This window comes from Enterobacter sp. ECC-219, from assembly GCF_043966805.1.
In the GTDB taxonomy this organism is placed as follows: Bacteria; Pseudomonadota; Gammaproteobacteria; order Enterobacterales; family Enterobacteriaceae; genus Enterobacter; species Enterobacter cloacae_N.
Genome location: NZ_CP143680.1, coordinates 165,756 through 186,002 on the forward strand (window position 1 = coordinate 165,756; position 20,247 = coordinate 186,002).

Annotated in this window: 30 protein-coding genes and 1 pseudogene; 12 read left to right on the top strand and 19 right to left on the bottom strand. The window is 52.1% G+C overall.

Features of this window, described 5'->3' with window-relative positions; all coding sequences use genetic code 11:
* Positions 1–12 precede the first annotated feature (12 nt).
* From rpsN to V1603_RS00935, 17 genes are all read right to left on the bottom strand, one after another.
* Entirely contained in the window at positions 13–318 is a 306-nt protein-coding gene (gene rpsN, locus V1603_RS00855; protein WP_003863291.1) for a 30S ribosomal protein S14, read from the bottom strand.
* A gap of 14 nt (positions 319–332) precedes the next feature.
* Positions 333–872: a 50S ribosomal protein L5 gene (gene rplE / locus V1603_RS00860; RefSeq protein ID WP_001096202.1), complete on the bottom strand. Its 540-nt coding sequence runs from the start codon at positions 870–872 to the stop codon at positions 333–335.
* A 14-nt stretch (positions 873–886) separates the two neighbouring features.
* On the bottom strand, positions 887–1,201 hold the full coding sequence (rplX, locus tag V1603_RS00865; protein ID WP_003863287.1) for a 50S ribosomal protein L24: 315 nt from the start codon (positions 1,199–1,201) through the stop codon (positions 887–889).
* A gap of 10 nt (positions 1,202–1,211) precedes the next feature.
* Positions 1,212–1,583: a 50S ribosomal protein L14 gene (rplN, locus tag V1603_RS00870; protein ID WP_002919748.1), complete on the bottom strand. Its 372-nt coding sequence runs from the start codon at positions 1,581–1,583 to the stop codon at positions 1,212–1,214.
* A gap of 166 nt (positions 1,584–1,749) precedes the next feature.
* Positions 1,750–2,004 carry a 30S ribosomal protein S17 gene (gene rpsQ / locus V1603_RS00875; protein WP_008503489.1) on the bottom strand — a complete coding sequence of 85 codons (255 nt, stop codon included), beginning with the start codon at positions 2,002–2,004 and terminating at the stop codon, positions 1,750–1,752.
* A complete protein-coding gene (rpmC, locus tag V1603_RS00880) occupies positions 2,004–2,195 on the bottom strand; it encodes a 50S ribosomal protein L29 (protein WP_003863282.1) in 192 nt (63 codons plus the stop codon). The genes rpsQ and rpmC overlap by 1 nt, the downstream gene beginning before the upstream one ends.
* Positions 2,195–2,605 (bottom strand): 50S ribosomal protein L16, encoded by a 411-nt coding sequence (rplP, locus tag V1603_RS00885; protein ID WP_002919759.1) that lies wholly within the window; start codon positions 2,603–2,605, stop codon positions 2,195–2,197. Before rplP ends, rpmC begins: the two co-directional genes overlap by 1 nt.
* 12 nt (positions 2,606–2,617) lie before the next feature.
* Complete coding sequence (gene rpsC, locus V1603_RS00890; protein ID WP_000529945.1) at positions 2,618–3,319, bottom strand: 30S ribosomal protein S3; 702 nt, start codon at positions 3,317–3,319, stop codon at positions 2,618–2,620.
* A 17-nt stretch (positions 3,320–3,336) separates the two neighbouring features.
* Positions 3,337–3,669, bottom strand: a complete 333-nt coding sequence (gene rplV / locus V1603_RS00895) for a 50S ribosomal protein L22 (protein ID WP_002919773.1) — start codon at positions 3,667–3,669, stop codon at positions 3,337–3,339.
* 14 nt (positions 3,670–3,683) lie between these two features.
* Entirely contained in the window at positions 3,684–3,962 is a 279-nt protein-coding gene (gene rpsS / locus V1603_RS00900; RefSeq protein WP_001138117.1) for a 30S ribosomal protein S19, read from the bottom strand.
* A gap of 16 nt (positions 3,963–3,978) precedes the next feature.
* The gene (rplB, locus tag V1603_RS00905) at positions 3,979–4,800 is read right to left on the bottom strand and encodes a 50S ribosomal protein L2 (RefSeq protein WP_000301859.1); all 822 of its coding nucleotides are present in this window, start codon (positions 4,798–4,800) and stop codon (positions 3,979–3,981) included.
* Between the two features lie 17 nt (positions 4,801–4,817).
* Entirely contained in the window at positions 4,818–5,120 is a 303-nt protein-coding gene (rplW, locus tag V1603_RS00910) for a 50S ribosomal protein L23 (protein ID WP_000617546.1), read from the bottom strand.
* Positions 5,117–5,722 (bottom strand): 50S ribosomal protein L4, encoded by a 606-nt coding sequence (gene rplD, locus V1603_RS00915; protein ID WP_000424395.1) that lies wholly within the window; start codon positions 5,720–5,722, stop codon positions 5,117–5,119. Before rplD ends, rplW begins: the two co-directional genes overlap by 4 nt.
* A 10-nt stretch (positions 5,723–5,732) precedes the next feature.
* Positions 5,733–6,362: a 50S ribosomal protein L3 gene (gene rplC, locus V1603_RS00920; protein WP_003863274.1), complete on the bottom strand. Its 630-nt coding sequence runs from the start codon at positions 6,360–6,362 to the stop codon at positions 5,733–5,735.
* Positions 6,363–6,394: 32 nt separating this feature from the next.
* Entirely contained in the window at positions 6,395–6,706 is a 312-nt protein-coding gene (gene rpsJ / locus V1603_RS00925) for a 30S ribosomal protein S10 (RefSeq protein ID WP_001181005.1), read from the bottom strand.
* Positions 6,707–6,950: 244 nt separating this feature from the next.
* Positions 6,951–7,355, bottom strand: coding sequence for a hypothetical protein (locus tag V1603_RS00930; protein WP_395313386.1), 405 nt, complete (start codon positions 7,353–7,355; stop codon positions 6,951–6,953).
* A complete protein-coding gene (locus V1603_RS00935; RefSeq protein ID WP_395313387.1) occupies positions 7,352–8,809 on the bottom strand; it encodes a peptidoglycan-binding domain-containing protein in 1,458 nt (485 codons plus the stop codon). Before V1603_RS00935 ends, V1603_RS00930 begins: the two co-directional genes overlap by 4 nt.
* Positions 8,810–8,846: 37 nt before the next feature.
* Here V1603_RS00935 and V1603_RS00940 point away from each other — a divergent pair, with 37 nt between their 5' ends.
* From V1603_RS00940 to V1603_RS00995, 12 genes and pseudogenes are all read left to right on the top strand, one after another.
* Positions 8,847–9,515 (top strand): type II secretion system protein N, encoded by a 669-nt coding sequence (locus tag V1603_RS00940; RefSeq protein ID WP_395313388.1) that lies wholly within the window; start codon positions 8,847–8,849, stop codon positions 9,513–9,515.
* Complete coding sequence (gene gspD / locus V1603_RS00945; RefSeq protein WP_395313389.1) at positions 9,516–11,495, top strand: type II secretion system secretin GspD; 1,980 nt, start codon at positions 9,516–9,518, stop codon at positions 11,493–11,495.
* Entirely contained in the window at positions 11,492–12,964 is a 1,473-nt protein-coding gene (gene gspE, locus V1603_RS00950; protein ID WP_395313390.1) for a type II secretion system ATPase GspE, read from the top strand. Before gspD ends, gspE begins: the two co-directional genes overlap by 4 nt.
* A pseudogene (gene gspF / locus V1603_RS00955) lies at positions 12,964–14,162 on the top strand (type II secretion system inner membrane protein GspF). Before gspE ends, gspF begins: the two are co-directional and overlap by 1 nt.
* 9 nt (positions 14,163–14,171) lie before the next feature.
* Positions 14,172–14,615 carry a type II secretion system major pseudopilin GspG gene (gspG, locus tag V1603_RS00960; RefSeq protein WP_233003699.1) on the top strand — a complete coding sequence of 148 codons (444 nt, stop codon included), beginning with the start codon at positions 14,172–14,174 and terminating at the stop codon, positions 14,613–14,615.
* A gap of 2 nt (positions 14,616–14,617) precedes the next feature.
* The gene (gene gspH / locus V1603_RS00965; protein ID WP_395313391.1) at positions 14,618–15,118 is read left to right on the top strand and encodes a type II secretion system minor pseudopilin GspH; all 501 of its coding nucleotides are present in this window, start codon (positions 14,618–14,620) and stop codon (positions 15,116–15,118) included.
* A complete protein-coding gene (gene gspI / locus V1603_RS00970) occupies positions 15,115–15,468 on the top strand; it encodes a type II secretion system minor pseudopilin GspI (protein WP_395313392.1) in 354 nt (117 codons plus the stop codon). The genes gspH and gspI overlap by 4 nt, the downstream gene beginning before the upstream one ends.
* Positions 15,465–16,043, top strand: coding sequence for a type II secretion system protein J (locus V1603_RS00975; protein ID WP_233003702.1), 579 nt, complete (start codon positions 15,465–15,467; stop codon positions 16,041–16,043). The genes gspI and V1603_RS00975 overlap by 4 nt, the downstream gene beginning before the upstream one ends.
* Positions 16,040–17,020, top strand: coding sequence for a type II secretion system minor pseudopilin GspK (gene gspK / locus V1603_RS00980; protein ID WP_395313393.1), 981 nt, complete (start codon positions 16,040–16,042; stop codon positions 17,018–17,020). The genes V1603_RS00975 and gspK overlap by 4 nt, the downstream gene beginning before the upstream one ends.
* A 4-nt stretch (positions 17,021–17,024) precedes the next feature.
* On the top strand, positions 17,025–18,164 hold the full coding sequence (gene gspL, locus V1603_RS00985) for a type II secretion system protein GspL (RefSeq protein WP_233003704.1): 1,140 nt from the start codon (positions 17,025–17,027) through the stop codon (positions 18,162–18,164).
* Positions 18,157–18,639, top strand: a complete 483-nt coding sequence (gspM, locus tag V1603_RS00990; protein WP_233003705.1) for a type II secretion system protein GspM — start codon at positions 18,157–18,159, stop codon at positions 18,637–18,639. Before gspL ends, gspM begins: the two co-directional genes overlap by 8 nt.
* A gap of 1 nt (position 18,640) precedes the next feature.
* Positions 18,641–19,411, top strand: a complete 771-nt coding sequence (locus tag V1603_RS00995; protein WP_269837496.1) for an A24 family peptidase — start codon at positions 18,641–18,643, stop codon at positions 19,409–19,411.
* 16 nt (positions 19,412–19,427) lie between these two features.
* Here V1603_RS00995 and bfr read toward each other — a convergent pair whose 3' ends face one another.
* Together bfr and bfd are read right to left on the bottom strand one after the other, a co-directional pair.
* Complete coding sequence (gene bfr, locus V1603_RS01000) at positions 19,428–19,904, bottom strand: bacterioferritin (protein ID WP_233003706.1); 477 nt, start codon at positions 19,902–19,904, stop codon at positions 19,428–19,430.
* 72 nt (positions 19,905–19,976) lie between these two features.
* Positions 19,977–20,171 (bottom strand): bacterioferritin-associated ferredoxin, encoded by a 195-nt coding sequence (bfd, locus tag V1603_RS01005; protein ID WP_008503493.1) that lies wholly within the window; start codon positions 20,169–20,171, stop codon positions 19,977–19,979.
* Positions 20,172–20,247 lie beyond the last annotated feature (76 nt).

Genomic DNA, 20,247 nt, shown 5'->3' on the forward strand with positions numbered 1-20,247 from the left:
TTCAATTGGTAATTACCAGCTAGCCTTTTTCAAGCCTGGCACTTCACCGCGCATGGCGGCTTCACGCAGTTTGATACGGCTCAACCCAAACTTGCCCACATAACCATGTGGACGACCTGTTTGACGACAGCGGTTACGCTGACGAGACGGGCTGGAATCACGCGGCAGAGACTGCAGCTTGAGAACCGCATTCCAACGATCTTCGTCGGAAGCGTTCACATCAGAAATGATCGCTTTCAGTTCAGCGCGTTTAGCGAAGAATTTATCAGCTAAAGCTACGCGCTTTACTTCGCGTGCTTTCATTGATTGCTTAGCCATTCAGTAACCCTACCTTACTTGCGGAACGGGAAGTCAAAGGCAGCCAGCAGAGCACGGCCTTCTTCGTCAGATTTCGCAGTAGTGGTAATGGTAATATCCAAACCACGCACGCGGTCGACTTTATCGTAGTCGATTTCTGGGAAGATGATCTGCTCACGGACACCCATGCTGTAGTTACCACGACCGTCGAAAGACTTCGCGGACAGGCCACGGAAGTCACGGATACGTGGAACAGCAATAGTGATCAGGCGCTCAAAGAACTCCCACATGCGTTCGCCACGCAGAGTTACTTTACAGCCGATCGGATAGCCCTGACGGATTTTGAAGCCTGCAACAGATTTGCGTGCTTTGGTGATCAGCGGTTTTTGACCGGAGATTGCTGTCAGATCAGCTGCTGCGTTATCCAGCAGTTTCTTGTCAGCGATCGCTTCACCAACACCCATGTTCAGGGTGATCTTCTCGACCCGAGGGACTTGCATGACAGAATTGTAGTTAAACTCGGTCATGAGTTTCTTAACTACTTCGTCTTTGTAGTAATCATGCAGTTTCGCCATCGTACTACTCCAAATTACTTGATAGTTTCGCTGTTAGACTTGAAGAAACGGACTTTTTTGCCGTCTTCGAATCTAAAGCCTACACGGTCAGCCTTGCCGGTAGCCGCATTGAAGATTGCAACGTTAGAAACCTGAATAGCAGCTTCTTTTTCAACGATGCCGCCTGGTTGGTTCAGGGCCGGAACCGGCTTCTGATGTTTCTTAACCAGGTTGATACCTTCAACGACAAGTTTGCCGGAAGACAGAACATTTTTTACTTTACCGCGTTTACCTTTATCTTTACCGGTTAACACGATAACTTCGTCATCACGACGGATTTTCGCTGCCATGATTCGCTCCTTAGAGTACTTCTGGTGCCAGAGAGATAATTTTCATGAACTTCTCAGTACGAAGTTCACGAGTTACCGGCCCAAAGATACGCGTGCCGATAGGCTGCTCGCTGTTATTGTTTAAAATAACGCATGCATTACCATCGAAGCGAATGACAGAACCGTCAGGGCGACGAACACCCTTCTTGGTGCGCACCACTACCGCCTTCAGCACATCACCTTTTTTGACCTTACCACGTGGAATTGCTTCCTTGATGGTGATCTTGATGATGTCGCCTACGCCTGCGTAGCGACGGTGCGAGCCACCCAGAACCTTGATACACATTACGCGACGTGCACCGGAGTTGTCGGCGACGTTCAGCATAGTCTGTTCTTGGATCATTTTAGTGCTCCGCTAATGTCAACTACTACCTGAGACTCTAAAATCAGAGCCGTTAAAAAGCCCCATATCGAGGGCGCGGCATTATAACACCGCTTCTGCAATATGGGTAGAAAAAATAAACGGCTCATCGCTGAGCCGTTTATTCGTATTGAGAAGGCGTACTGTATTACAGAACCGCTTTCTCTACAACGCGAACCAGCGTCCAGGACTTAGTCTTGGACAGTGGACGGCATTCACGGATTTCAACCTTGTCGCCGATACCACATTCGTTGTTCTCGTCATGTACGTGCAGTTTGGTCGTACGCTTGATGAATTTACCGTAGATCGGGTGTTTCACAATACGTTCGATAGCTACAACAATGGATTTCTCCATTTTGTCGCTAACAACACGACCTTGCAGAGTACGGATTTTATCGGTCATTACGCACCCGCCTTCTGAGTCAGTAAAGTCTTAACGCGTGCAACATTGCGACGCACTTGCTTCAGCAGGTGAGTCTGTTGCAGCTGGCCACTTGCAGCCTGCATACGCAGGTTGAACTGCTCACGCAGCAGGTTCAGCAGCTCAGCGTTCAGCTCTTCAACGCTTTTTTCACGCAGCTCTTTTGCTTTCATTACATCACCGTCTTAGTTACAAAGGTGGTTTTGATAGGCAGTTTCGCTGCTGCCAGGCCGAAGGCTTCACGGGCCAGCTCTTCCGGAACACCGTCCATTTCATAAAGGACTTTGCCCGGTTGGATCAAGGCAACCCAGTACTCCACGTTACCTTTACCTTTACCCATACGAACTTCCAGCGGCTTCTCGGTGATCGGTTTGTCCGGGAATACACGGATCCAGATCTTACCTTGACGCTTAACTGCACGGGTCATTGCACGACGTGCTGCTTCGATCTGACGTGCAGTCAGACGACCACGGCCAACAGCTTTCAGACCGAAAGTGCCGAAGCTAACATCCGTACCCTGCGCCAGACCACGGTTGCGGCCTTTGTGCACTTTACGGAATTTTGTACGCTTTGGTTGTAACATCAGCGACGCTCCTTATTTACGGCCTTTACGCTGCTGCTTTTTAGGTTGAGCAGCCGGTTTTTCCGGTTGTTCAACAGCAGCCATACCACCCAGGATCTCACCTTTGAAGATCCATACCTTAACGCCGATTACACCGTAAGTGGTGTGCGCTTCAGAGGTGTTGTAGTCGATGTCAGCACGCAGAGTGTGCAGCGGTACGCGACCTTCACGGTACCATTCGGTACGTGCGATTTCCGCGCCGCCCAGACGGCCGCTAACTTCAACTTTGATACCTTTAGCGCCCAGACGCATTGCGTTCTGTACAGCACGCTTCATAGCACGACGGAACATAACACGACGTTCCAGCTGAGAAGTGATGCTGTCAGCAACCAATTTAGCGTCCAGTTCAGGCTTACGAACTTCAGCGATATTGATCTGTGCAGGAACGCCAGCGATATCCGCTACGACCTTGCGCAGTTTTTCTACGTCTTCGCCTTTCTTACCGATAACGATGCCAGGACGAGCAGTGTGAATAGTCACACGGATGCTCTTAGCTGGACGCTCGATAACGATACGAGATACAGACGCTTTAGCCAGTTCCTTAGTCAGGTACTGACGTACTTTAAAATCGCTGTCCAGGTTGTCAGCGAATTCTTTGGTGTTCGCAAACCAGGTAGAGTTCCATGGTTTTACAATACCCAGGCGAATACCATTAGGATGTACTTTCTGACCCATTGCTAGTCTCCAGAGTCTCAGCGATCGGACACAACCACAGTAATGTGGCTGGTGCGCTTCAGGATGCGATCTGCACGACCTTTCGCACGCGGCATAATGCGCTTCATGCTTGGGCCTTCATCTACGAAAATTTTCGCGACTTTCAGATCGTCGATGTCAGCGCCATCGTTGTGTTCAGCGTTAGCAATGGCAGATTCCAGTACTTTCTTGACCAATACCGCAGCTTTCTTGTTGGTATAGGTCAGGATGTCCAGGGCCTGCGACACTTTCTTACCGCGAATCAGGTCAGCAACAAGGCGAACCTTCTGTGCAGAAGAACGAGCATGGCGATGTTGAGCTAAAGTTTCCATCTCTTCCTCCTACCTTATTTCTTCTTCGCTTTTTTATCAGCAGCGTGGCCGCGATAAGTACGAGTCGGTGCGAATTCACCCAGTTTGTGACCAACCATTTCGTCGGTAACAAAGACTGGAACGTGCTGACGACCATTATGGACAGCGATGGTCAAACCGATCATGTTAGGAAAGATCGTTGAACGACGGGACCAAGTGCGCAGGGGCTTCTTGTCTCCGCTTTCCACCGCTTTCTCTACCTTCTTCAGCAAGTGCAGGTCAATAAAAGGACCTTTCTTGAGAGAACGTGGCATGGCTTATCCTCTAAAATTATTTGCTACGGCGACGTACGATAAATTTATCAGTACGCTTGTTGCTGCGGGTCTTCTTACCTTTGGTCTGAACGCCCCACGGAGTTACCGGGTGCTTACCAAAGTTACGACCTTCACCACCACCATGTGGGTGATCGACTGGGTTCATCGCAGTACCGCGAACGGTAGGACGAACACCACGCCAGCGTGCAGCACCAGCTTTACCCAGAACGCGCAGCATATGCTCAGCATTGCCAACTTCGCCCAGAGTAGCGCGGCAGTCTGCTTCAACTTTACGCATTTCACCAGAACGCAGACGCAGGGTGACATAAGCACCATCACGCGCAACGATCTGAACGTAAGTACCAGCGGAACGTGCCAGCTGACCGCCTTTACCTGGTTTCATTTCTACGTTATGAACGGTAGAACCAACCGGGATATTGCGCATCGGCAGGGTGTTGCCTGCTTTGATTGCAGCATCAACGCCAGACTGAATCTGGTCGCCAGCTTTCAGGCCTTTAGGGGCCAGGATGTAACGGCGCTCGCCGTCTTTGTACAGAACCAGCGCGATGTTCGCGGAACGGTTCGGATCGTACTCAAGACGCTCAACAACTGCTGGGATACCGTCTTTGTTGCGTTTGAAGTCAACAATACGATAAGCCTGCTTGTGGCCACCACCGATGTGACGAGTGGTGATACGGCCATTGTTGTTACGACCACCGGATTTGCTGTTTTTTTCCAGCAACGGAGCAAAAGGTTTGCCCTTGTGCAGCTCAGGGTTAACCACTTTAACTACGTGGCGACGACCCGGAGATGTCGGTTTACATTTAACAACTGCCATTGTATTACTCCTCCGACTTACTCAGCGCCGCCAACGAAGTCCAGATTCTGGCCTTCTTTCAGGGTGACGTAAGCTTTTTTCCAGTCGCTACGACGACCGATACGCTGTCCGTGACGTTTAACTTTCCCTTTAACTACCAGGGTGTTAACGACTTCGACTTCGACTTCAAACAGTTTCTGCACAGCAGCTTTGATCTCTGCTTTGGTCGCGTCTTTAGCAACTTTGAGAACGATGGTGTTTGTTTTTTCCATCGCAGTAGACGCTTTTTCAGAAACGTGCGGTGCGCGAAGCACCTTCAGCAGACGTTCTTCACGAATCATGCCAGCATCTCCTCAACTTGCTTAACAGCATCAGCAGTCATTACGACTTTGTCGAAGGCGATCAGGCTAACCGGGTCGATACCAGTCGCATCGCGTACGTCAACCTTGTGCAGGTTACGTGCGGCCAGGAACAGGTTCTCGTCCAGCTCACCGGTGATGATCAGCACATCTTCCAGAGCCATGTCTTTCAGTTTCTGTGCCAGCAGCTTAGTTTTAGGCGCTTCAACAGAGAACTTCTCGACAACGATCAGACGATCCTGACGTACCAGTTCGGACAGGATGCTTTTCAGCGCGCCGCGGTACATCTTTTTGTTAACTTTTTGACTGTGGTCCTGTGGACGCGCAGCGAAGGTCACGCCACCTGAACGCCAGATCGGGCTCTTGATAGAACCTGAACGCGCACGGCCGGTACCTTTCTGGCGCCATGGCTTTTTGCCAGAACCAGTTACTTCAGCACGAGTCTTCTGAGCACGAGTACCCTGACGAGCACCAGCTGCATAAGCAACAACAACCTGGTGAACCAGCGCTTCGTTGAAATCACGACCGAAGGTAGTTTCGGAAACAGTCAGCGCGCTCTGCGCGTCTTTCAATACTAATTCCATTGCTATCCCCTTACGCCTTCACAGCTGGTTTAACGATCAGGTCGCTACCGGTTGCACCCGGGACCGCACCTTTAACCAGCAGCAGGTTGCGCTCAGCGTCAACACGTACTACGTCCAGGCTCTGAACGGTTACACGTTCGTTACCCAGCTGACCTGCCATTTTCTTGCCTTTGAACACTTTGCCCGGAGTCTGGTTCTGACCGATAGAACCCGGAACGCGGTGAGACAAGGAGTTACCGTGAGTAGCGTCCTGGGTACGGAAGTTCCAGCGCTTAACGGTACCAGCAAAACCTTTACCTTTAGAGGTACCGGTTACGTCAACTTTTTTAACGTCAGCAAACAGCTCAACGCTAATGTCCTGACCTACGGTGAACTCTTCGCCTTCAGCAAGACGGAATTCCCACAGACCACGGCCAGCTTCTACGCCAGCTTTAGCGAAGTGACCCGCTTCTGGTTTGGTTACACGGTTAGCTTTTTTAGCACCAGTGGTAACCTGAATAGCGCGGTAGCCATCGTTAGCCAGATCTTTAACCTGAGTAACGCGGTTTGCTTCAACTTCGATTACGGTTACTGGGATAGAAACGCCATCTTCAGTGAAGATGCGGGTCATACCCACTTTTTTACCGACTAAACCAATCATTGTTTCAACCTCTCAATCGCTCGATGACCTGATTAACCCAGGCTGATCTGCACGTCTACACCGGCAGCCAGATCCAGACGCATCAGAGCATCAACGGTTTTCTCAGTTGGCTCAACGATGTCAACCAGACGCTTGTGAGTGCGGATTTCGTACTGATCGCGCGCGTCTTTGTTGACGTGCGGGGAGATCAGAACGGTGAAGCGCTCTTTGCGGGTCGGCAGCGGGATCGGACCACGGACTTGCGCACCAGTGCGCTTAGCAGTCTCGACGATTTCCGCGGTTGATTGATCGATCAGACGATGATCAAACGCTTTAAGGCGGATACGGATTCTTTGGTTCTGCATGAGACCAGAGCTCCAATTATTTTATAAACGAAAATGATTACTCCTCAAACCCATTACGATTGATGGGAGAGTGTAACCGTTCTTACGTAGCTCCCCAATTGGGAGCATTGTTGAGTAACAAAGTGAGCTACTCTGGTTCTGATTGAACCCGCCGTCAATTACGACAAGCCCGCGCATTATACGTATTTGCCGCATTATTGCAAGCTAACTGTGTCGATAATAATCAACCACGGGTTAGCCGGGCTTACTTACTGTCAATTTCTGCCATCGCCTGCTTTACCCGCGCCTCAAGCGAGGTGTTATCATGCTGCCTGTTGTAAGTAGATACATCTTCATCAGCCTCGTCCTCGTCTGTTTGAGCAGCGGCCGAGTCAGCCTCCTCCTCATTCTCTTCAGGCACAGGTTCCGGCAGCGGCTTTTGTTTATAGATGAAATGCTCCTTCGAAAGGACATAATGTTGTGCTGCTGGAGTGATTGACGGCGAGCACCAGAGCCAGTTGCGCACGTAATAGCCCGCCAGAATAAAGAGGAAAAGATAGCCGATGCTGCCGATAAACATGAGTGCGAGGCGAACTAGCGTGCGACGCTGGTGCCCCGGCGCAGGCTCAAAAGCCACCTGCCGGGCCGAGCAATAGAGTCTGAACATCATTTCGTCTCCTGTTCCCGAAGCAATTCGGGGCTTTCACCCAACGCCTGCCAAAGCCGTATCAGCGTCCCCTGGCCGATCATGCCGTCGGTTACCAGGTGGTTTTGAGACTGAAACTGGCGTACCTTTTCGGTGAGCAGCCCCGTCCATTCACCAGTATTCTCGGCCTCGGTATTCAGCACGCGGCTAAGCATGATATCCAGCCATAGAATGTCGTCGACGCTGCTTTTACGGGTAATCATAGACTTGCCGTCGGGAGACAGTTTCCACATTAAGGTGTAATGCCCGCGCCAAACCTCGTTAAACCAATCCTTTCTGAGGCGCCAGGTTTTTTGCCCCGCCAATGCAATAAGCTCGCTGTCGCTTACGCCGATAATCACCACCGGTACGTTCTTTTCAGCAACGTGCAGCTGCGCAATCCACGGAACCCCCAGTTTCTCCAGCGCCTCCTGCGTCGAAGTACCCGACAGGCAGGTTAAATTTGCACGGTAGGCCTGATCGCACCACGCTTCTCCCTTTTCGGCATCGTAGCCCCAGACGTGATACAAAAGTCCCATCGCATCCTGAGTCGACATGATCTCATCTGTCAGATCGACCTGGCTGGCGTCAGCATGCGAAGGCAAAACCAGAAACGGCGATGAAAATGCCGGAAACCAGTGGGATAAGGTATTGGCAGAAGACCAGCCTACGGTCATCCCCGCAGTAGCCAGCAGAACGAATGTAAAGAAACACGCCAGACGATTACGACGTGCGGGTAAACAACGGAGTACCGCTCGTTGTGCATCCTGGGTTATCTCCAGCGGAAGCGCTGCATCAGGGGGTATAACCTGGCGAAGACACCATCCTGCTCTTGCCAACAGACGAAGATTTCCCCTACTTACGCTGGCGATCCGGTTAATAAACGACACCGGTAACGCAGAATCTATACCAGCATGACAGACGATAACGTGCTCACTCTCCTCCCGAGTGGGTTGAGGGATAGACAACCACACAGGCTGTCTGCATACCGTTTGACGACGCTGCCGGGGGGTAAACGCTCCCAACGTAATGAAACGTGCGCCAGGAAAAATAGCCTTAACCTGCTGGACCGTGCTAGCAAAATGCATGAGGCAATGACAATTGTCGAGAACGATCAGAAGCGCTCCTTCCGATCCGGTATGCAATTCGCTCAGAAGGCTGGGCCACGCCGCGGTAACCGGAAGTAACCGTCCAATCAGATTGCAGTCGGCCTCGCTGTCATAAATCACCGTCCATTCCTGTCGGTATCCGCTAACGTTGACGGGAGTAAGCATCAGCGCACGTCCGGCAAAAGACTTCGCCATAGCCAATCCAATAGTGGTTTTCCCTGCGCCGCTTACCCCTTCGATGGCAAGCCACGCCTCGCGTTGCAGGGTTTCGAGACCATAAGAAATAATATGTTTCTGCCGAAGAGTAAGAGTATTATTTATTTCATCCATGAATAATCACATAACTGTATATTATCGTTTTCCTAAAATGACCGACAGCAAAGTAAATATCTTGCCGCCTCACCGGCGCAATTATATTATCCAGCATACTAACAGTGAAGCAGAATTACGCCACAGCAAATTTAATAAAGTCATCATGATTACAAAGAACATATTCCTGAAGCATGAGCAGCTTTTACAGCACACATTTGTTTTATTAATATTCATCAGCATCATGATCACATTTGGTTCAATCTATATTTCGTATAGTAAATGGCATAATAATCGACAATTAGCGCAAGAGTCGCAGATTACCTTGCCGTCTTTACGTACGCCCTCTACGCAGGTCTGGCGTCTCTCCGCGCAGCCTGCGGTAGATTTCCAGCCTGCCGCAACGAAAAGTCACTTAGATGTTTTTTTATCAGGGGTAATATTGAGCGGAATTATATTTAGCTCTCACAATGACGCCTCACGAGCTATCCTCAAAGAAGGATCGCAGCAGAATATTTATGCGATAAATCAGTCGCTACGTTCGGAGCCATCAGTACACATCGTTGCGATTACGAAAAATCAGGTAATTTTTTCTCGTGCAGGAAAGATAAAGCAATTATCGCTGCTGAAATCCGCATCTCACGAGAACCTGGCGCGCGCCTCAACGCCTGCATTGACTGATAATCCACACTCTAATACGCAGTTCCAGGATGTTAAGGAAAACTAAATGGTGCGAATTACGCCCCGCTTTCTTTTAAAGAGCATTTCACTCGTACTGTTGATCTCCCTATGCGGCCAACCGGCGCAGGCTGCCAATTACACGGCCAATTTTAACGACGCGGATATCCGTTCTTTTGTCGATGTCGTCGGGCAAAACATCGGTAAAACCATTCTTATAGATCCCGATGTGAAAGCCACCATCTCAATCAGAAGCGCCGATACCTTCAATGAAGCCGAGTATTATCAATTTTTCTTGAGCGTCCTCGATCTGTATGGATTCTCTATCATCACGCTCGATAACGGTTTTTTAAAGGTCGTACGTTCGGAAAAGGTCAAAGCGCTGCCCGGCAGGCTTTCGTCTAGCGACCGACCAGGTCAGGGCGATGAATTAGTGACACGCATTGTGCCGCTGGAAAATGTTCCTGCACGCGCGCTCTCACCTCTTCTTCGCCAGATGCTCGAAGGCGGTAAGGTGGGTAATGTGGTTCATTATGAACCATCGAATGTACTCATCATCACCGGTAAAGCATCTACCGTTAATCGTCTGTTTGAGGTCGTAAAGCGGGTAGATGTCATGGGCAGCGAGAAAGAACAAATAATCCCCCTTCGCTATGCCTCCGCTGTCGACCTGGCAGACGTGTTAAACGATCTATCACGCGAGAGCGGCAAAGAGACCAGACCCGCCACGTTACAGGCACGTATTGTTGCCGACAAACGCAGCAATACCCTTATCATCAGCGGCTCTGACCGTGCACGTGCGCGTATCTCGCAACTGGTTTCCAGACTGGATCGCGAAGAACAGGGACAGGGGAATACCCGCGTCTGGTATCTGAAGTATGCCAAAGCCGAGAAGCTGGTCGAGGTACTGACCGGCATTTCACAAAAGCTAAAAGAGGATAAAAGCGCAGCGGGAAAAACGGCCGACAGCAATACCTCCGTTTCTATAACTGCGGATGAGCAGACCAACTCGCTGGTAATCACGGCCAATCAGAGCATACTGCAGCAGCTGGCGCCGGTCATTGAGAAACTGGATATCCGCCGCGCTCAGGTTCTTGTCGAAGCGATTATCGTTGAAGTACAGGACGGGAAAGGAATGAACCTTGGCGTGCAATGGGCGAATAAAAACGTCGGTGCCCAGCAGTTCAGCAATTCGGGCCTGCCGATATTTAACGCCGCGCAGGGGATCGATGAATTTAAAAAACAGGGTGGTATTACCAGCGATAACCCCGCTTACGATCTCTTCAGCAACTATAGCGGCCTGGCAGCTGGCTTCTTCAACGGCGACTGGGCAGTGCTCCTTACTGCGCTGAGCTCCGATAATAAGAACGATATTTTATCCACGCCGAGCATTGTCACTCTGGATAACAAAGAAGCCTCCTTCAACGTCGGTCAGGATGTGCCGGTGCTTTCTGGCTCACAAACCACCTCCGGCGATAACGTGTTCAACACGGTTGAACGTAAAACGGTGGGCACCAAGCTGAAGGTAACACCACAAATCAACGAAGGCGATGCCGTACTGATGGAGATTGAGCAGGAGGTATCAAGCGTTGACTCCTCCGCAAACTCGTCATCGCTCGGCCCAACCTTTAATACGCGTACTATCCAGAACGCGGTTCTGGTGAAAAGCGGCGAAACGGTGGTGCTTGGCGGCTTGATGGATGATGCCAGTAAGCAAGAAGTCTCTAAGGTCCCGCTGCTGGGCGACATCCCGTTGATTGGACAGTTGTTCCGTTATACCTCCAATGAAAAGAGCAAACGCAATCTGATGGTGTTTATCCGTCCCACCATCATTCGCAGTGACGATGTGTATCGTTCGCTCTCACAAGAGAAATACTCACGCTTCAGCGATCTGCAAAAAGAACGGAAGACAAAACGTGACGGCACACTGCCAGGTGTCGATGATATTGAGCAGCTAGATAGCCACATTTTCGACAAACCGGCTAACCCGCGCACCAGCAATCCTTTTAGCGGCCCGGACGAAAAATGACACAGCTCACCTGGCGAAAGGCGCAGCAGCAGGGAGTCGTTATCCATCACGGCGAGCTGATCTATGCCGATGATACGCAGTTAGAGCCGCTACTGGACGCCGCCACTTCTGGGGTGGAATGTCGAACATTCACTCGCCTGTCACCGCAGCAGTTTGAAGAGAGACTGGAGCAGATTTTCCAACAGGACAGCGGTACCGCCCAGCTGATCGCTGAAGATCTCAATAACTCGGACGACCTTAATGCACTCTCGGAAGAGATACCTACAAACGAAGACCTCCTCAATGAAGAGTCTGACGCGCCCGTGATCCGGCTTATCAACGCCGTACTGGGCGAAGCAATTAAAGAACATGCTTCCGATATCCACATCGAAGTGTTTGAAAAGACAATGAGCATTCGCTTTCGTGTGGACGGCGTCTTGCATCCCGTTGTTCAGCCTAATAAAAAACTAGCCTCGCTGCTCATCTCGCGCATTAAGGTGATGGCGAAACTGGATATCGCCGAGAAACGTTTGCCTCAGGACGGGCGTATCACACTAAAGATTGGTCATCGTAACATTGACGTCCGAGTCTCAACCCTCCCCTCTCAGCACGGTGAACGCGTGGTGCTTCGCCTGCTGGATAAAAGCAGCCTGCGGCTTTCCATCGACAGGCTGGATATGTCGCCCGACGATGCCGACAATCTTAAACGCCTGATCGCCCTGCCGCACGGCATAATCCTGGTCACCGGGCCGACGGGCTCAGGTAAGAGCACCACGCTCTACGCCATCCTCTCCGCACTGAATAATCCGGGGCGCAATATTCTCACGGTTGAAGATCCAATCGAATACGAACTGGAGGGTATTGGTCAGACGCAGGTGAACAGCCGTGTGGATATGTCTTTTGCCCGCGGGCTTCGCGCCATCCTGCGTCAGGATCCGGATGTGGTGATGGTGGGTGAGATACGCGATGGTGAAACCGCCCAGATTGCAGTACAGGCCTCGCTGACAGGCCACCTTGTCTTATCGACGTTACACACCAATAGCGCCGCAGGTGCAATCACCCGCCTGCGGGATATGAACATTGAGCCGTTTTTACTCTCCTCCTCGCTGGTGGGCATTATTGCGCAGCGGCTGGTGCGGCGACTGTGCCCGCATTGTAAAACGCCGCATCCCCTCACTGATGCACAGCGGGCACTGCTGCAGGCGCAAGGGGCTAACGCCAGGCAACTCTGGCGAGCAAAGGGGTGTCCGGCCTGCCGCCACAGCGGCTATCACGGGCGGCTGGCCATCCACGAGCTGTTACTGATTACATCTGAACTGCGCGCTGCGATCCATGAAGAGGCAAACGAACAGCGGCTGGAACAGCTTCGCCAGCAGCGGCACCACAGCCTGCTTGCTAACGGCGTGCGGGTGGCCGTTGAAGGGCTCACCTCGCTTGAAGAGGTCTTGCGCGTCACGTCGGAAGCGCAGATCACACCGGAGAATCTGTGATGAAATTTTTCTGGCAGGCAACAGACCTTCAGGGTAACGCGACAAAAGGCACGCTGGACGCGCAAAGCGAGCGAGAAGTGGTCGCCTGGCTGCGTGGTCAGGGCTTGCTTCCGCAGGTAATCCGGTCGCAAAAAGTCTCGAGGACGTTGCGATGGTCAACCAAACGTATCCGCCACAGCGAGCTAACCCTTTTTACCCGACAGCTCGCTACGCTTGTCGCCGCCGCACTACCACTGGATGAGGCGCTGGCGGCTATTCAGCAGCAAAAAGAGAACAAAAATCTATCGACGATCATTAACGCACTGCGCCAGGCCATTCTCGAAGGACAATCCCTCTCCACAGCGATGCAATCGCACCCGCGCCTGTTCGACGCGGTATTTTGTACGCTGGTAAAAGCGGGGGAAACGGTGGGACAACTCGGGAAAGTGCTTGAAAGACTCGCAGATTACAACGAAGCACGACAGAGGATGCGCGGCAAACTAATGCAGGCGCTGATCTACCCCACCCTGTTAACGACGGTCGCTATCCTGGTGGTAGCGATTCTGCTCACAACGGTAGTGCCCAAAGTCGCCGAACAGTTTGTTCATCTGCAGCACGCCCTACCGCTTACGACCCGAATTCTTCTGGCTATCAGTGGAGCGCTGTCTACTTACGGTCCGGTACTCCTGCTAAGCCTCGTGCTGGCGGCAACATTATTTGTCCGCTGGCTGCGAAAAAAGGGCAATCGCCTGCGTTTTCATCGCGCGTTGATCACCGTTCGCTTGACGGCGCCACTGGTATGCTCCGTCAATAGCGCGCGCTATTTGCGCGCCTTAAGCATCCTCAACGGTAGCGGTGTCCCGCTGTTACAGGGGATGTCGCTTGCGGCCGAGGGGGTGAGCAATCTGGAGATCCGCCAGCGCCTGGCTGAAGCCGCCGAAAGTGTACGGCAGGGAAACAGCGTCTGCCGCTCGTTAGAAAAGACCGCCATTTTCCCGCCCATGATGCTGTATATGATTGCCTCGGGTGAAAAAAGTGTCAACTCGGCGAGCTCATGCAGCGGGCCACCGAAAACCAGGACGTTCAGTTACAAAATCGCATCGCGATAACGCTGGCCATCTTTGAGCCCGCGCTGATCGTCATAATGGCAATGATTGTTCTGTTTATCGTCGTATCGGTGATGCAACCCATCTTGCAGCTCAACTCGTTAATGAACTAAGGAAAGGCAATGGAAAGAACGTACAGCCATAAACAGCAGGGTTTTACGCTGATGGAATTAATGGTGGTCATCGTGATTCTCGGTGTCCTGGCCAGTCTCGTTGTTCCCAATCTGATGGGCAACAAAGACCGGGCGGATCGACAAAAAGCGGTGAGCGATCTTGTGGCGCTGGAAAGTGCACTGGACATGTACAAGCTCGACAACCATCGCTACCCCACCACCGAACAGGGTCTAAATGCGCTTATCACCGCGCCGACACTCGCGCCCCGTGCGGAAAACTACAGCGCGGGCGGCTATATCCGCCGACTACCAACCGATCCGTGGGGTAACGATTACCTGTTAATTAGCCCGGGGGAGCATGGCGCTATAGACATCAGTTCAACGGGGCCGGACGGTGAAACGGGTACCGCCGATGATATTAACAACTGGGAAATCGATAAGAAGACGCCTTAAGCATGGAGCGGCAAAAAGGATTTACACTGCTGGAGGTAATGCTGGTGGTCGCGATTATCGCCGTCATGGCATCAATTGTCGTCTCCTCGCAGAACGCTCGCCTGAGCGAGACTGGAAGGTTGCGGCAAAAAGTGGATGCTTTCCGGCAGATTGTGGAATTTGCTGCCGATGAGGCGTTGCTGGAAAACACTGCCATTGGGATCCGTGTGACACAGGAAGGATGGTTTTACGCGCATCCGAAATACGATCCCCACATGGGCTGGAGATGGGTCGAGATCGAAAAAGCTGATTCATTACATCTCACCGGCCACTGGCTTGATGGTTTTTACATTGAGATCGCACCGGCTTCTGAATACGGACAGCCGCAAATTGTCATTACACCCGACGGCCAGCTGGTACCGTTTATCCTGACGTTCAGGGATAGCGATCGTCGCCGGGTGTTGACGCTCGCCAGCGAGGGTAGCCTTCCGCTGACGCTGACGGTCGCCCAGGAGCAGCCATGAATCCTCGGCAAAGCGGCATGATGCTGCTGGAGGTGTTGCTGGCAATGGTGATTATGGCCACTACTGTCATCGCTCTGCTCAGCAGCATGCAATGGCAACTCACTGCCACCGATACGCTGCGCCAGGAGACGCTGGCGCTGTGGACCGCCGACAATGCACTCATTGAAGCGGGTCCTGCACACGGCCAGGCAGAGCAAAGCGGCTATAACTTCAGCTGGCAAATGACCCAGACCACCGTGGGAGAGCCGCCAATCGGCCGCACTCTGATTGAGGTGACATCACCGGATGGACGCACGCGGCAACTGTATTCATGGACCGTGCCCGATGCTGCTCAGGAGCCAAAAAAATGAGCAAGGAGACAGGCTTTACGCTGCTGGAAGTTATGCTGGCCATCGCTATTTTCTCCACGTTGAGCTTCCTGGCATCACTCGTTTTCTCACAGGCGACGGAACAGCACCAACGGGCACAGACGGTTGCGGAAAAATTCAACGCGCTACAGCGCACCGAACGGATGCTCAACCGCGATCTGACTCAGTATGTACCGCGTAATAATCGCCAGACCAACCAGCCAATGTTTATCGAGACGGAAGGGATGATCTTTTCGACGCTGGCACCGGATAGCACCGCGCCGTTTGACGTCACGCCCAATCTGGTAACCGTCCACTGGTTTGTGAAAAATGGCGTACTGTATCGCGCCGTACGCCCAACGGCTGATAGCGATAAGCAGATGCCGCCGAGACCGATGCTAAATGACGTATCGCATTTCACCGCCCGCTTCCAGGCCAGTGAAGACGGCGGCACACTGTCTACAATCAGCCTCACGCTCGAGCTACAGGATCAGGAGCAAATCCGCCGCATCTACATTCTGCCGCCCTGGTTCCCGAAAGTGCAGGAAAATAGTCCTCTTATGGAGGCGGCGAAATGAAACGTGAAAAGGGATCGGCGCTATTGATCACTCTGCTATTTATGGCGCTAATGGCCGCACTGGCGGCTGATATGACGATAAGCTTCCAGACACAGCTGCAGAGAAGTCGCAGGATTAACGATACGCTGCAGGTCAAATACGCGCTCTTCTACTCGGAGGCGCAGGCGCGTGCAGATCTACAAAAGGCGTTGCAAAGCAAAACCGTTCCTGAAGAAAAGCCGGAGCCTGCCGGTAAGCGGATCCTCAGCGACACCACGCAGGTGAACTGGCGTTATGAAGACGCTCAGCATTGCTATAACCTCAATGCGCTGGCCTTAGCTCCGACGGAACCGTTAGCGACCCCACCCTATAGCATCACCGTATTCACCGCACTGCTCGAACAAGCAGGAGTAGAGAAAACGCAGGCGAGAGAGATTGTGGACTCGCTGGCCGATGCAATAGACCCGGATACAACACCGCGGCGGTACGGCGCGGAAGACGAGTACTATCAGCAAGAGGCGCTTAAACCATTACCGGCAAACCAGCTGTTTTATCTTCCCAGCGAAGTTCGCAGGGTAAAAGGAATGACGCCGGCACTCTATCAAAAATTGTCTCCATACATTTGCGCCCAGTTTAGCTCAAGCCTTTCTATCAATATTAACCGCCTTAAAGAGGAGGACGCCCCGCTGCTTGCCGCCCTGTTTAGTAATGACCTCACTGTAGAAGATGCCAAAGCATTGCTAAACAAACGTCCCGAGGGGGGCTGGAAAAGCGTGGACGAATTTACCTGGCTGGCACAAAAAGAGTTTAGCGCTGCCAGGCCGCTAGTGGACGTGGTCAAGAAATTACTGACCACCCGCAGCAGCTATTTTCGCATTGTCGCTTCCGCCCAACAGGGCGAACTGAACGCCGGAATGATCACCACACTGCTTTATGACGACAAAAACAGCACGTTTAAGATTTATCAGCGCCAGCTCATTGCGGGCGAGGAAGATTAAAAGGATGTTAACGACCTCTTCTACTTTACTCATTCGTCTTTCCGAAGCGCCGGATGGCCCTCTGGAATGGACGCTGTATGATGAACAGAGCCGCTGCGAGATACACTCGCTGGAGCCGGGTGCCTCGCTGTCGGGGCTGGCGCGCCAACAGGCAGACCGTCCGACTCACCTCCTCCTTCCGGTACAGAAGGCAACCTTCAGAACGTTAACCGTCCCGACAAGCGGCTACGAGTTGACCGCCCAAAAATTACAGTGGCTGGCGGATGAGACACTGGATGAGGGGCAACCAGTACACCACTGGACGATCCTATGTCACCACAACGAGGAACTCAGGGTCGTGGGTATTGATCTCGCCTGGCTCAAGGCCAGGTTAATGCCTTTTCTTGATGCCGGTTTTAACCTTTGCCACGTGACGCTCGACGCGCTCGCACTGCCTGTGACTGAAGAGGGCTGGACGCTTTGGCGCGATAAAGACGCCTGGCTGGTCAGAACACACGAAGGGCGTGCCTGTTGTCTGTCCGACATTTGGCTTGAACATTTGCTTGCTCACTATCGACCCGCGCGGCTGTTCTGTTATGGCCCACTTACGAATATCGGTCATGACGATAGCGTCCACGCGCTGCAGCCACTGCTCGCCCTGTATCCTCAAGCCCACACAGTCAACCTGCTGCACGGGCGCGTTACCGATGGCGACAGGGCGAGACTTCTCATGGGCCGCCTGAAAAAAGTGGCCGTCGGTTGCGTGTTGCTGGCCGCTGGTGTTGCGCTCCTTACCCAGGCGGGACTTTACTGGCAACTCCATACTCTTGAACAGCAATTGAAAAACCGACAGCAGGTGCTGTGGCAAAGCTACATACCCGACAACCCGCACCGAAACAACATGAAGGCCTTTCTCCCGTCGCAGTTGCAACGCACCTTTCCCGCACCGCTCCCGATTCTGCAGCGGTTACATGAGGGTATGTCGACGTTTCCGACGTTATCGCTTGAGGGCGTGGACTACGATCGCAAACAAGGTTTGCTACGGATTTTGCTTTTTGCCCCTGATGAGGCCACCGTCAAACAATTTATTGCCGCTGACGCGTCAGGACTATCGCTGCGAATTGAAAAACATCAACAAGGATTGTGGACGCTACGCAATGATTAATCGCTTAAAGAACTGGCTATCACAGAAAAACGGAAACGAACGAGTATTGTACGTGGCGTTAATCGTCCTTACTCCTTTCATCCTGTACAGCTTCGGCCTCTATCTTCCGCTGTCTCGCGCCGTCGACACGCTGCAACTACGTTGTCAAAAGCTGAAGCGCGACACGGATTGGCTGGAAAAACAGGCCTCCGGACGGGGTCTACTGCCTATACGCAATGGGGCTACAACCTTAGTAAATACAGTCGTTGCCGATGCAAAACAGGCAGGCCTAACGGTGAAGATTAGTCAGAAGGATGAAACACTGGAGGTCACCGCTGCGGCGATCGACGTGGAGGCGTTTATGTCATGGCTGTGGCAGCTGCAACTTGAAAAGGGGCTTCCCATCGATACGCTGGAATTTCACGCCAGTAAGCAAGGTGACAGCAGCATTATCCTCACGCGTATGACGCTTCCTCTGGGCACCCGAGGAAAATAAGATGCAATTGATACTGTTTCTGGCAATCGGGCTGACTGCAGGTAGCCTGATGGGGCGCGTCGTTGACCGGTTGCCAATGATCGTGCAACGCGACCTCAGGGATCATGTGGGTAAAACGCGGCTTACGCTGTGGTCGCCGGGCTCACACTGCAGCCATTGCAATAATGTGGTGAAACGGGGGGACACCCTCCCATTGCTAAGCTGGCTACTACTGAGAGGGCGCTGCCGATACTGCCGCGGCATAATTCCTTTTCGATATCTGATGTTTGAGGCGCTGTGCCTGCTGGCATCGATCTACAGCGTTTATCAGCACCCCACCTCACCTGTCTTAGCGTTGGCGATTTTTCTCTATTTCTGGTTTGCGCTGGCCCTGAGCGTGATCGATTACCGTTACTATTTGCTCCCTGACACGCTCACCCTACCGCTCCTGTGGCTTGGCCTGCTGTTTAATCTCCACAGTGGCGTGGTGACCTGCGAGGATGCGGTCACGGGTGCTGCGGCTGGCTATCTTTTTCTATGGGCACTTTACTGGCTGGTCTGGCTTCTGCGCCATAAAGAGGGGCTGGGGTTCGGAGATTTCAAGTTGCTTGCGGCAGCAGGTGCCTGGACAGGCTGGCAGAGCTTGCCGGTCATCCTGCTGGCGGCGTCGCTAATCGGCGTCATCTGGGGTCTGGTGCTAATGGTGAAAAAGCCGCACGTTTCGCCAGTGATTCCTTTCGGACCAGCGTTGGCGGCGAGCGGCTTCGGCTATTTTTACTGGTTTATAACCTGAGCACCTTAAGACGGTGTTATTCCTCTTCGCGGATTTGCGCCAGTAAATAATTCTGGATACCGAGTTTATCGATAAGATCGAGTTCGGTCTCCAGCCAGTCTATGTGACCTTCCTCGTCTGCCAGAATTTCGATCATCATATCGCGGCTCACATAGTCATGAACGCTATCCGCATAGGCAATGGCTTCACGAAGGTCTTTCGCACCTTCAAGTTCCAGCCTGAGGTCAGAACGCAACATCTCCTCGACATCTTCACCGATGCCCAGCTTGCCGAGATCCTGTAAGTTAGGAATACCTTCAAGAAATAAAATACGCTCGATATATTTATCAGCGTGTTTCATCTCATCTATAGATTCATGGTACTCAACGTCATTCAGACGTGTAAGACCCCAGTTTTTGAACATTCTTGCATGGAGAAAATACTGGTTGATTGCGACAAGCTCATTTCCCAATAATTTATTGAGATAACTTATGATTTTAACATCACCTTTCATTATATAGTCCCTCCGCTTCCACTCATTGAAGCGTAGATCGGGCTACGGGGATGTCAAAAAAAAGATGGGCGCTTACGCGATCTCTTTGTATTCCGGGATCTGCATCAGTTCGTCCTGCATAATCTCACGCGCTGCGCGAACGCATTTACCGCATTGATTTCCCACCGGAACAAACTTGCGAAGCTGCTGGAATGACTGTGGCTGAAACTGGCGAACGGCTTGACGTATTTTTTTGTCGCTTACACCATTACATAAACAAACGTACATAGAGACTCCCGTTCAAAATATGCGCAAAGTGTAAGTGAGAATGGTTATGATTACAATAGCACAAGCGCCGGAATAC

What these genes read in the sequence shown, in the direction of transcription:
- rpsN (WP_003863291.1), bottom strand. Translation starts at nt 318, where the DNA reads ATGGCTAAGCAATCAATGAAAGCACGCGAAGTAAAGCGCGTAGCTTTA.
- rplE (WP_001096202.1), bottom strand. Translation starts at nt 872, where the DNA reads ATGGCGAAACTGCATGATTACTACAAAGACGAAGTAGTTAAGAAACTC.
- rplX (WP_003863287.1), bottom strand. Translation starts at nt 1,201, where the DNA reads ATGGCAGCGAAAATCCGTCGTGATGACGAAGTTATCGTGTTAACCGGT.
- rplN (WP_002919748.1), bottom strand. Translation starts at nt 1,583, where the DNA reads ATGATCCAAGAACAGACTATGCTGAACGTCGCCGACAACTCCGGTGCA.
- rpsQ (WP_008503489.1), bottom strand. Translation starts at nt 2,004, where the DNA reads ATGACCGATAAAATCCGTACTCTGCAAGGTCGTGTTGTTAGCGACAAA.
- rpmC (WP_003863282.1), bottom strand. Translation starts at nt 2,195, where the DNA reads ATGAAAGCAAAAGAGCTGCGTGAAAAAAGCGTTGAAGAGCTGAACGCT.
- rplP (WP_002919759.1), bottom strand. Translation starts at nt 2,605, where the DNA reads ATGTTACAACCAAAGCGTACAAAATTCCGTAAAGTGCACAAAGGCCGC.
- rpsC (WP_000529945.1), bottom strand. Translation starts at nt 3,319, where the DNA reads ATGGGTCAGAAAGTACATCCTAATGGTATTCGCCTGGGTATTGTAAAA.
- rplV (WP_002919773.1), bottom strand. Translation starts at nt 3,669, where the DNA reads ATGGAAACTTTAGCTCAACATCGCCATGCTCGTTCTTCTGCACAGAAG.
- rpsS (WP_001138117.1), bottom strand. Translation starts at nt 3,962, where the DNA reads ATGCCACGTTCTCTCAAGAAAGGTCCTTTTATTGACCTGCACTTGCTG.
- rplB (WP_000301859.1), bottom strand. Translation starts at nt 4,800, where the DNA reads ATGGCAGTTGTTAAATGTAAACCGACATCTCCGGGTCGTCGCCACGTA.
- rplW (WP_000617546.1), bottom strand. Translation starts at nt 5,120, where the DNA reads ATGATTCGTGAAGAACGTCTGCTGAAGGTGCTTCGCGCACCGCACGTT.
- rplD (WP_000424395.1), bottom strand. Translation starts at nt 5,722, where the DNA reads ATGGAATTAGTATTGAAAGACGCGCAGAGCGCGCTGACTGTTTCCGAA.
- rplC (WP_003863274.1), bottom strand. Translation starts at nt 6,362, where the DNA reads ATGATTGGTTTAGTCGGTAAAAAAGTGGGTATGACCCGCATCTTCACT.
- rpsJ (WP_001181005.1), bottom strand. Translation starts at nt 6,706, where the DNA reads ATGCAGAACCAAAGAATCCGTATCCGCCTTAAAGCGTTTGATCATCGT.
- V1603_RS00930 (WP_395313386.1), bottom strand. Translation starts at nt 7,355, where the DNA reads ATGATGTTCAGACTCTATTGCTCGGCCCGGCAGGTGGCTTTTGAGCCT.
- V1603_RS00935 (WP_395313387.1), bottom strand. Translation starts at nt 8,809, where the DNA reads ATGGATGAAATAAATAATACTCTTACTCTTCGGCAGAAACATATTATT.
- V1603_RS00940 (WP_395313388.1), top strand. Translation starts at nt 8,847, where the DNA reads ATGACCGACAGCAAAGTAAATATCTTGCCGCCTCACCGGCGCAATTAT.
- gspD (WP_395313389.1), top strand. Translation starts at nt 9,516, where the DNA reads ATGGTGCGAATTACGCCCCGCTTTCTTTTAAAGAGCATTTCACTCGTA.
- gspE (WP_395313390.1), top strand. Translation starts at nt 11,492, where the DNA reads ATGACACAGCTCACCTGGCGAAAGGCGCAGCAGCAGGGAGTCGTTATC.
- gspG (WP_233003699.1), top strand. Translation starts at nt 14,172, where the DNA reads ATGGAAAGAACGTACAGCCATAAACAGCAGGGTTTTACGCTGATGGAA.
- gspH (WP_395313391.1), top strand. Translation starts at nt 14,618, where the DNA reads ATGGAGCGGCAAAAAGGATTTACACTGCTGGAGGTAATGCTGGTGGTC.
- gspI (WP_395313392.1), top strand. Translation starts at nt 15,115, where the DNA reads ATGAATCCTCGGCAAAGCGGCATGATGCTGCTGGAGGTGTTGCTGGCA.
- V1603_RS00975 (WP_233003702.1), top strand. Translation starts at nt 15,465, where the DNA reads ATGAGCAAGGAGACAGGCTTTACGCTGCTGGAAGTTATGCTGGCCATC.
- gspK (WP_395313393.1), top strand. Translation starts at nt 16,040, where the DNA reads ATGAAACGTGAAAAGGGATCGGCGCTATTGATCACTCTGCTATTTATG.
- gspL (WP_233003704.1), top strand. Translation starts at nt 17,025, where the DNA reads ATGTTAACGACCTCTTCTACTTTACTCATTCGTCTTTCCGAAGCGCCG.
- gspM (WP_233003705.1), top strand. Translation starts at nt 18,157, where the DNA reads ATGATTAATCGCTTAAAGAACTGGCTATCACAGAAAAACGGAAACGAA.
- V1603_RS00995 (WP_269837496.1), top strand. Translation starts at nt 18,641, where the DNA reads ATGCAATTGATACTGTTTCTGGCAATCGGGCTGACTGCAGGTAGCCTG.
- bfr (WP_233003706.1), bottom strand. Translation starts at nt 19,904, where the DNA reads ATGAAAGGTGATGTTAAAATCATAAGTTATCTCAATAAATTATTGGGA.
- bfd (WP_008503493.1), bottom strand. Translation starts at nt 20,171, where the DNA reads ATGTACGTTTGTTTATGTAATGGTGTAAGCGACAAAAAAATACGTCAA.